Genomic DNA, 8815 nt, shown 5'->3' with positions numbered 1-8815 from the left:
GAAACCATTTTCACCTTTCACAAAAATTCTATTGATGGTTTTGTTTTTCAACAATATGAAGCTATGCATAAAATCTATGCATAGTTTTTTAGTACTGTGAATTAGGATAAAAGGTCTTATTTTATGGATAAATCAACTAATAGGCTGATGAATTAGCTAATAACAATCTCTTATAGATAGATGAAGACTACAAAACCCTAGAAAATGCTTGTTTTAAGTGTTACGCTATAGGCGAATTAGGGAATTGATTAGAGGGGTGTTTGGAGCATGAAAAAGAAATTATTTATAACACGTAAGTTTCCTACACATATTGTTGAACTATTACAGGAGTTTTACGAAATCTCACAATGGGATGAGGAAGAGATAGTGATCCCACGTGAAAAATTGCTAGCAGCTGTGGCAGACTGTGAGGTGCTGTGGGTAACGATTGCAGATCAAGTAGATGAAGAACTACTTTCACATGCACCCAACTTAAAATTAGTGACGAACTTAGCAGTTGGATATAATAATATCGATGTGAAGGCTTTAAAGAAACGAGGCATTATGGCGACGAATACGCCTGGGGTATTAACTAATACGACTGCGGATTTAGTATTTGGCTTACTGCTTGCAACTGCACGTAGAATTCCAGAAAGCGAAAGATATTTACGTGAGGGCAAATGGAAAAGCTGGTATCCAATGCAACTGGTTGGCAAGGATGTATCAGGAGCCACAATCGGCATTATTGGCATGGGAAGAATTGGCCAAGCCGTTGCTAGAAGAGCAAAAGGTTTTGATATGAAAATCTTGTATAATAATCGCAGACGTCGTCATGAAGCGGAAGAAATGTATGGCTTCCAGTATGTTTCGCTGGAGGATCTTTTAAAGCAATCTGATTTTGTTGTGATTATGACGCCTTATAATAGTGATACGGAAGGACTCATTGGAGCACAGGAGCTTGCTTTGATGAAGGAGGATGCGGTATTAATTAATGCCTCTCGTGGTGGAATTATTGATGAGGATGCCCTGTATGATGTCCTGAAAAATGGGAAGCTTGGGGCTGCAGGATTAGATGTATTTGAACAAGAGCCGATTGCGATGGACCATCCTTTATTAACACTTTCGAATGTAGTAGCTCTGCCACATATCGGTAGCGCATCATTAGAAACGAGAACGGCCATGCTGATGTTAAATGTAAAAGCATTGACAGCATATGGACAAGGTAAGGCAATATCCAATCGAATTGATTAAAAGAAGGAGCATATCGGCGAAAGATATGCTCCATTTTTTTATCTATTGAATAAATCGAATAAGCCGCCGATACCGCCTTCACCTTTAGACTGACCGCCTCCGCCTTGCGAAATAGGTGCTGCTGCAAAGACACGGCTGGCTAAACGGCTAAATGGTAATGATTGTACCCACACTGTGCCAGGACCACGTAATGTAGCAAAGAAGATTCCTTCGCCACCAAACAGTGCAGTTTTTACGCCTCCAACCATTTCAATATCGTAATCCACATTGGATGTCATTGCTACAAGACATCCTGTATCTACACGTAAAACTTCACCTGGTTGTAATGTTTTTTCGTGAATGGCTCCACCTGCATGTACAAAGGCCATGCCGTCACCTTCAAGCTTTTGCATAATGAAACCTTCACCACCGAAGAAGCCTACACCGATTTTTTTCTGAAATTCAACGCCAACAGACACACCTTTAGCTGCTGCTAAGAATGCATCTTTCTGACAAATAATTTTACCGTTTAATTGGCTTAAATCCATTGGAATAATCTTACCTGGGTATGGTGAAGCAAAATAAACATGTTTCTTACCTGAGCCAACATTTGTGAATGTTGTCATGAATAAGCTTTCACCTGTTATTAGTCGTTTTCCAGCACCTAATAATTTTCCCATTAGACCACTTTGTGAGCCACCTCGTGAGCCGTCACCAAAAATAGTTTCCATATGGATTGAATCATCCATCATCATTAACGCTCCTGCTTCTGCAACAACTGTTTCCTGAGGGTCAAGCTCAACTTGCACATATTGCATGTCGTCACCAAATAACTTGTAGTCAATTTCATGATTATTCATAAAGGGATTCCTCCAAAAATAAATTTAATGATACTGTATACGATTATAAGCTACATTGGTTTCAATAGAAAATTAAATATTTTAGAAAAAAAGGGAATTAGTTAGAAAATGTCGAATATAAAAAACTAGAATGTGTATTATTTATTTTCATTTAACGAAGGGTATTGTGAATATACATAACCTTAAGAGGCTTCTAAATTTAGAGGTCATCCTCTATATTGAGGTAATGAAGTTAAGTGGAAATAAAGCCTCTGGCAGTTGTCACCGATTATTATTGAAATGCTAGTATTACATGGTGTTATGTATATTGAAAATTCGGAATTTTGACATATTTTATCTTCGTTCAGTAAAAGATTCCTACCTTCAAAGTGAATGAGATATTCTATTCTTTTGGTGGAGGATCAAATATGGATTGTATGGAGATAAAGCCACTGGTAGATGTCACGGATAGTGAAACGTGCAAGCACATTACACTGCTCGGACGCAATTATTCCAAGGCGAAATGGATTCTGGTTAAATTCATAGACTTATACCTATGGAATACGACTGGTACAACAGCTGAGGCATCAAAGAGTATTTCAGGGGGTGTATGTAGTGGAGATTAAAAACTATATCGGTGGTAAATGGATCACACATTCACATTTACAAAGTATAGCAGTGACGAACCCTGCAAACGGTGAGCAGCTTGCTACCATACCGCGCTCTACTTCAAATGAGGTAGGCGAGGCTGTAGCTGCTGCCAAACAAGCACAAAAAAGCTGGGCACTTATACCAGCTCCAAAACGTGCAGATTATTTATATGCCATCGGTCAAAAAATGAAAGAGAAAAAAGAACATTTGGCGACCGTTTTAACAAAAGAGATGGGCAAGGTCATTGAAGAAGCTAGAGGAGAAGTACAAGAAGGAATCGATATGGCATACTATATGGCTGGTGAGGGACGCAGATTGTTTGGTGAAACAACACCATCTGAGCTTGCCAATAAATTTGCTATGAGTGTAAGGGCACCTATAGGCGTTGTAGCGCTCATTACACCTTGGAATTTCCCTGTTGCTATTGCCACTTGGAAGTCATTTCCTGCTATTGTTGCAGGGAATACATTCATTTGGAAACCGTCTAATGAGACACCGATGATGGCCTATGAAATGGGTAAAATTTTTGAGGAAGTAGGCTTACCAGATGGTGTAGCCAATATCGTATTTGGTACAGGACCTACAGTAGGGACAGCATTAATTGAACATCCTGACGTCAAGGTTATTTCGTTTACAGGATCTACGACAACGGGCAGTAAAGTAGCTGAGCTTGGCGGGAAGCATTTGAAAAAGGTTTCATTAGAGATGGGTGGAAAAAATGCTGTTATTGTCATGAATGATGCTGATTTACAGCTAGCTACAGAAGGGATTTTATGGAGCGCATTTGGTACTGCTGGGCAAAGGTGTACAGCATGTAGCCGAGTCATTGTGCATAAAGATGTAAGAGAACAATTAGAAAAACGTCTCTTAGATGAAATGCAAAAGCTCACAATTGGGGATGGTCTAGACGAGGGAGTTAAAATTGGGCCAGTGATTAATAAAGCAGCATTGGAAAAAATTAATCACTATGTACAAATAGGTAAACAAGAAGGTGCCACATTATTAGCAGGCGGCAGGATATTAAATGAACCACCTTATGATAAAGGGTTCTATTATGAGCCAACATTGTTTACGAATGTGAAGCCTGACATGATTATTGCCCAAGAGGAAATCTTTGGTCCAGTCGTTTCTCTAATTGAAGTAGCAAGTTTGGAAGAAGCAATTGAAGTAAATAATGGTGTGAAATTTGGCTTGTCTAGCTCAATATTCTCACAAGATGTCAATACAATTTTCCGCGCACAGCGTGATTTAGACACAGGTATTGTTTATGTAAATGCCGGCACAACAGGTGCTGAAATCCATTTGCCATTTGGAGGTACAAAAGGGACTGGAAATGGACACCGCGATTCAGGTGTAGCTGCCCTGGATGTATATACAGAGTGGAAAAGTATTTATGTAGACTACAGCGGTAAATTACAAAGAGCACAAATCGATACAGAGTAACAGATCAACGAAAGGGGATGTTCTTGATGAAAGTTGTTGTATTAGGTGCAGGTTTAATGGGGAAAGAGGTAGCTCGTGATTTAATAAAAAACGATAAAGTTGGGCGTGTGTTTTTAGGAGATATCGATGTAAAAGTAGCACAAGAGTTTGTCGACTCACTGGGCTCAAATAAGGTTGAGGTTGTAGAGCTTCATGCAGAACGAGACGACTCGTTAATGGATGTTATTTCAAAAGGTGATGTTGTCGTTAATGCGCTATTTTATTCGTTCAATGAGCGAGTAGCGAGAGCAGCAATTGAGGCAGGCGTACATTCCGTAGATTTAGGAGGCCATATCGGTGGTGTTACAGAGAAGATACTAGATCTTCATGAGGAGGCAAAAGCAAAGGGCGTTACAATTATCCCTGACTTAGGCGTTGCTCCTGGTATGGTCAATATTCTAGCGGGCTATGGTGCCTCAAAATTAGACGAAGTAGAATCTATTAAACTATTTGTTGGTGGTATTCCAACTGAGCCAAAGCCTCCACTTCATTATACACGTGTATTTTCTCTAGATGGCGTATTCGATCATTATACTGAGCCTTCAAAAACGATTCAGAAGGGCAAGCTTGAAGAAGTTCCATCCCTATCAGGCGTTGAACCTATTTATTTTGATGATTTCGGTGTGCTTGAGGCATTTTATACATCTGGTGGAATCTCCACATTGTATAAGACATTCCCGAATGTCCGCACATTAGAATATAAAACAATCCGCTATAAAGGCCATGCAGAGAAATTTAAACTTTTAGCAGACTTAGGCTTCCTTGATTCTGCAAATAAGGTCGAAGTGGATAACCAAGAAGTTCCTGTTCGTGCAGTCGTACGAGAGGCACTCAAAAAGAAACTTGAATTGGGTACAAAACCTGATGCTGTATTGTTACGTGTGATTGTAGCTGGTGAAAAAGCCCAGCAGCAGGTGACATATGAATATGAAATGGTTGTACGTAAGGATATGACAATTAATGAAACAGCTATGGCACGTGCTACCGCAAATACGATTTCAGTTGTAGCTCAGATGATTGGTGCGGGTGCTATTACAGAGCCTGGTGTATTCCCGCCTGAAGCAATCGTGCCAGGTGATACGTATATTGAAGAGATGGCTAAACGTGGCGTGGTGATTAAAGAGACATCACATAAGTCTGCTATGATTGTGAAATGGTAGGTGCTGACCATGAACTTTGAAATGTCCACTGAGCAGGAAATACTACGAAAAACAGTAAGACAGTTTGTTGATGAAGAAATCATTCCCTACATTGCAAAGTGGGATGCTGAAGGTGGCTTTGATGCTAAAATTTGGTCGAGGCTTGCTGAGCTTGGCTTAATGGGAGTTTGTGTTCCCGAACAATACGGTGGTAGTGGGATGGATTATAATGCACTTGCTATCGTATGTGAGGAGCTTGAACGAGGAGATACAGCATTTCGCACAGCTGTATCTGTCCATACGGGCTTAAATAGCATGACCTTAATGCAATGGGGGACGGAAGAGCAAAAGCAGCGATACCTTGTTCCGCAAGCTAAAGGTGTTCGGATTGGAGCATTTGGTCTCACAGAACCAGGTGCTGGGTCTGATGTAGCTGCCATGTCAACAACTGCTGTCCGTGATGGAAACCATTATATCCTCAATGGACAAAAAACGTGGATCTCCTTATGTGATATTGCAGATCACTTTATCGTTTTTGCCTATACAGACAAATCGAAGAAACATCATGGGATTAGTGCGTTTATTGTAGAACGTTCCATGGCTGGCTTTACATCTAAAGCGATTAAAGGAAAATATGGGATTCGTGCTGGTAATACAGGTGAGCTCTTTTTTGAAGACTTACGCGTGCCAGTTGAAAACCGACTTGGCGAAGAGGGCGAGGGCTTCAAAATTGCCATGTCTGCGCTAGATAATGGTCGATTTACAGTAGCGGCAGGTGCTGTTGGTTTGATCCAAGCTTGCATAGAGGCTAGTGTGAAATACTGTCATGAGCGAGAGACATTTGGTAAACCTATTGGTGAGCACCAGCTTGTTGGACGAATGATTGCTAACATGGAAGCGGGCTATCAAATGAGTCGTCTCCTTGTCTATCGTGTTGGTGAATTGAAAAACAAAGGTGTTCGAAATACTCGAGAGACATCATTGGCAAAATGGCAGTCTTGTGATTTTGCCAATAAGGCTGCTGATGATGCGGTACAAATTCATGGAGCATATGGCTATTCAGACGAGTACCCAGTTGCTCGTTATTTAAGAAACTCCAAAGCACCTGTAATTTATGAAGGAACTCGCGAAATTCATACTATTATGCAGGCTGATTATGTGTTAGGAAGACGACAAGATAAGCCATTAAAAAATATGTTGCCTAAATGGCCATTTGAAGAATAAACGAGAGGGAAGTATTTCCCTCTCGTTTTTTTATGTAATCACAGCATACTTAGAAAATTTCAGAAAAATGTAACTTTCCGCATTTTTACTAGTCTAATTGATAAACAAGTATATGAAAGAGAGGAAAAATGATGAAAAGTAAATGGTTCGCAATTATGCTGATTATCGTTCTAGCTATCGTGCCTGGCATTTTCACATGGATAGTGAATACAGATGTGACGGCAAAGGCCGCTAGCGCAAGTATGGCAACACAAAACTGGCAAGCATCTTTTTCAGTTGCTTTAAAGAAAAACAAAATTACTGAAGAATATGTCTTTATCACTACGGAAAAAGGACGCAAAGTACCTGCAACAATTGAATTGTTGGAAGATCAGAAAACGGTAGTGGTGAAAAATTTAGCACCAGGCAGTTATCAATTGCATGTGAAAAAGGAGGCCTTTGCACAAGGCGGACTGAATGTAGCTTCACAGACAATTCCATTTACAATTATCGAGACATTAACAGCCGTCAAATCGGAGAAAGAGTTACAGCAGTATTTTAAAAAGTTGTTAACAACTCAAAGAGTAGAAATTAGAGAAGACGAGAGTGCCCAAAGTTCAGCAAGTGAAGATAAAGCAACTGCTAATAATGAGTCTACAACCAATAATCAAGTAGAGGGGGTAGAAGAGGGAGACATTGTTGTTGTAAAAGATGGCTTTATTTACACTGCAAAAGATCAGAGCATTACAGTTGTGAATGCTAAAGATCCCAAGAATTTAAAGATGGCTACAAGTATTAAATTAAAAGAATCCCAATATATTTCTAAGCTTGCGCTATATGACAATCTATTAATTGTCATTGGGGATCAATATATTGAAAAAGCACGAACAGCCATGGTAACAGCATCATTTTATGATATTTCAAATCCGAGTAATCCAAAGCATGTACGTGATGTGGGGCAAGAAGGCTTCTTACAGGATATTCGAATAACGAAGGACACATTATATTTAATCGGTAATATGTATCCGAATTATTGGATGCTACAAGAAGACAATAAAACCGATTTAAAGCCGAAAACATTTGATAGTATGGCAGGAACAGAGTACAAAAATCTGCCTTTAGAAAAAATCTCAATATTACCAAATACGATGGATGGTACCTATAGTTTAATTACGGCTGTCGATTTAAAAAATGGGGCTAAGACAACGGCCAATACGAAAGGGTACTTAGGTGGAAGTAGTGGTCTTTATATGTCAGAAAACGCCCTGTATTTAACGACACCAATGTATGAAAGCAATAATGATATTTCATCAGAAAAGCGTGTTATGGATATGATTTGGTTACCGAGGTCAGCTGACACCCAAATTTTTAAATGGAATGTCGATGGAACGACTTTGAACTTTGCTGGAAGTACTGAAGTAAAGGGAACTGTTTTAAATCAGTATTCAATGGATGAATATAAGGGGAACTTCCGAATCTTTACAACAGAAGGTAATACGTGGGATGAGAAAAGTACTTCCTATAACCATCTCTTTATTTTGGATGAACATTTAAAAACGCTCGGTTCAGTGAAAGATATGGCCCCTGGAGAAAAAATATATTCAGCTCGCTTTATGGGGGAAAAAGCATATGTGGTGACATTTAAACAAGTAGATCCACTGTTTGTTATTGATGCAGCGAATCCGAAAAAGCCCACTGTACTAGGAGAATTGAAGATTCCTGGCTTCAGTAATTACCTACATCCATTAGATGAAACGCATTTAATTGGTATTGGTTATGATACGGAGCAGCGCTATGATTCTTATACGAAACGTAATTTTACCGTGACAACCAATATGAAGATGTCCCTATTCGATGTATCAGACTTCCGAAACCCGAAAGAGCAATCGACCGTAAAAATTGGTGGGAAAGGCTCCTCTTCTGAAGTGCAATACAATCCTAGAGCGCTATTCCGCAATAAAGAATTCAACTATTTTGGCTTCCCAGTAGTACTGTATGAGGCAGGTAAGGGAGATGAAGTTGTATATCAAGGTCAGGGTGCTCAAATTTATGAGATTACTGCTGAGAAAGGGATTGTATTGAAAGGAAATATAATCAATCGTAATAATGATGAGTCATATGAAAATTGGGAGCAGGTTGTACAACGAGTTGTCTATATAGATGACACTCTTTATACAATTGCACGTAACGAAGTAAAGAGCTATCAGCTAAATGACTTCAAGCCATTAGATACATTAACAATAAAATAATAAGAAAGGTCCAATGAATAACAAAATTCATTGGGCTTTTCTT

General features: G+C 39.4%; 7 protein-coding genes. 6 read left to right on the top strand and 1 reads right to left on the bottom strand.

Annotated elements, in window-relative coordinates; genetic code table 11:
- The first annotated feature begins 267 nt into the window (after positions 1 to 267).
- Complete coding sequence (locus ACEVFT_RS01280) at positions 268 to 1230, top strand: 2-hydroxyacid dehydrogenase (RefSeq protein WP_393947713.1); 963 nt, start codon at positions 268 to 270, stop codon at positions 1228 to 1230.
- Positions 1231 to 1268: 38 nt separating this feature from the next.
- On the opposite strand, the gene ACEVFT_RS01275 is transcribed toward ACEVFT_RS01280, so the two are convergent.
- A complete protein-coding gene (locus ACEVFT_RS01275; protein WP_004229711.1) occupies positions 1269 to 2069 on the bottom strand; it encodes a TIGR00266 family protein in 801 nt (266 codons plus the stop codon).
- A 407-nt stretch (positions 2070 to 2476) separates the two neighbouring features.
- Here ACEVFT_RS01275 and ACEVFT_RS01270 point away from each other — a divergent pair, with 407 nt between their 5' ends.
- From ACEVFT_RS01270 to ACEVFT_RS01250, 5 genes are all read left to right on the top strand, one after another.
- Positions 2477 to 2674, top strand: a complete 198-nt coding sequence (locus ACEVFT_RS01270; RefSeq protein ID WP_393947711.1) for a hypothetical protein — start codon at positions 2477 to 2479, stop codon at positions 2672 to 2674.
- A complete protein-coding gene (locus tag ACEVFT_RS01265) occupies positions 2664 to 4142 on the top strand; it encodes an aldehyde dehydrogenase family protein (protein ID WP_393947710.1) in 1479 nt (492 codons plus the stop codon). Before ACEVFT_RS01270 ends, ACEVFT_RS01265 begins: the two co-directional genes overlap by 11 nt.
- A 26-nt stretch (positions 4143 to 4168) precedes the next feature.
- Positions 4169 to 5341 carry a saccharopine dehydrogenase family protein gene (locus tag ACEVFT_RS01260; protein WP_393947708.1) on the top strand — a complete coding sequence of 391 codons (1173 nt, stop codon included), beginning with the start codon at positions 4169 to 4171 and terminating at the stop codon, positions 5339 to 5341.
- A gap of 9 nt (positions 5342 to 5350) precedes the next feature.
- A complete protein-coding gene (locus ACEVFT_RS01255; protein ID WP_393947706.1) occupies positions 5351 to 6544 on the top strand; it encodes an acyl-CoA dehydrogenase family protein in 1194 nt (397 codons plus the stop codon).
- Positions 6545 to 6675: 131 nt separating this feature from the next.
- Positions 6676 to 8772, top strand: coding sequence for a beta-propeller domain-containing protein (locus ACEVFT_RS01250; RefSeq protein WP_393947705.1), 2097 nt, complete (start codon positions 6676 to 6678; stop codon positions 8770 to 8772).
- Positions 8773 to 8815 lie beyond the last annotated feature (43 nt).

The sequence above is a fragment of the Lysinibacillus sp. PWR01 genome (assembly GCF_043359455.1).
GTDB classification, from domain to species: domain Bacteria; phylum Bacillota; class Bacilli; order Bacillales_A; family Planococcaceae; genus Lysinibacillus; species Lysinibacillus fusiformis_F.
This window is presented reverse-complemented; position numbering and strand designations above follow the sequence as displayed.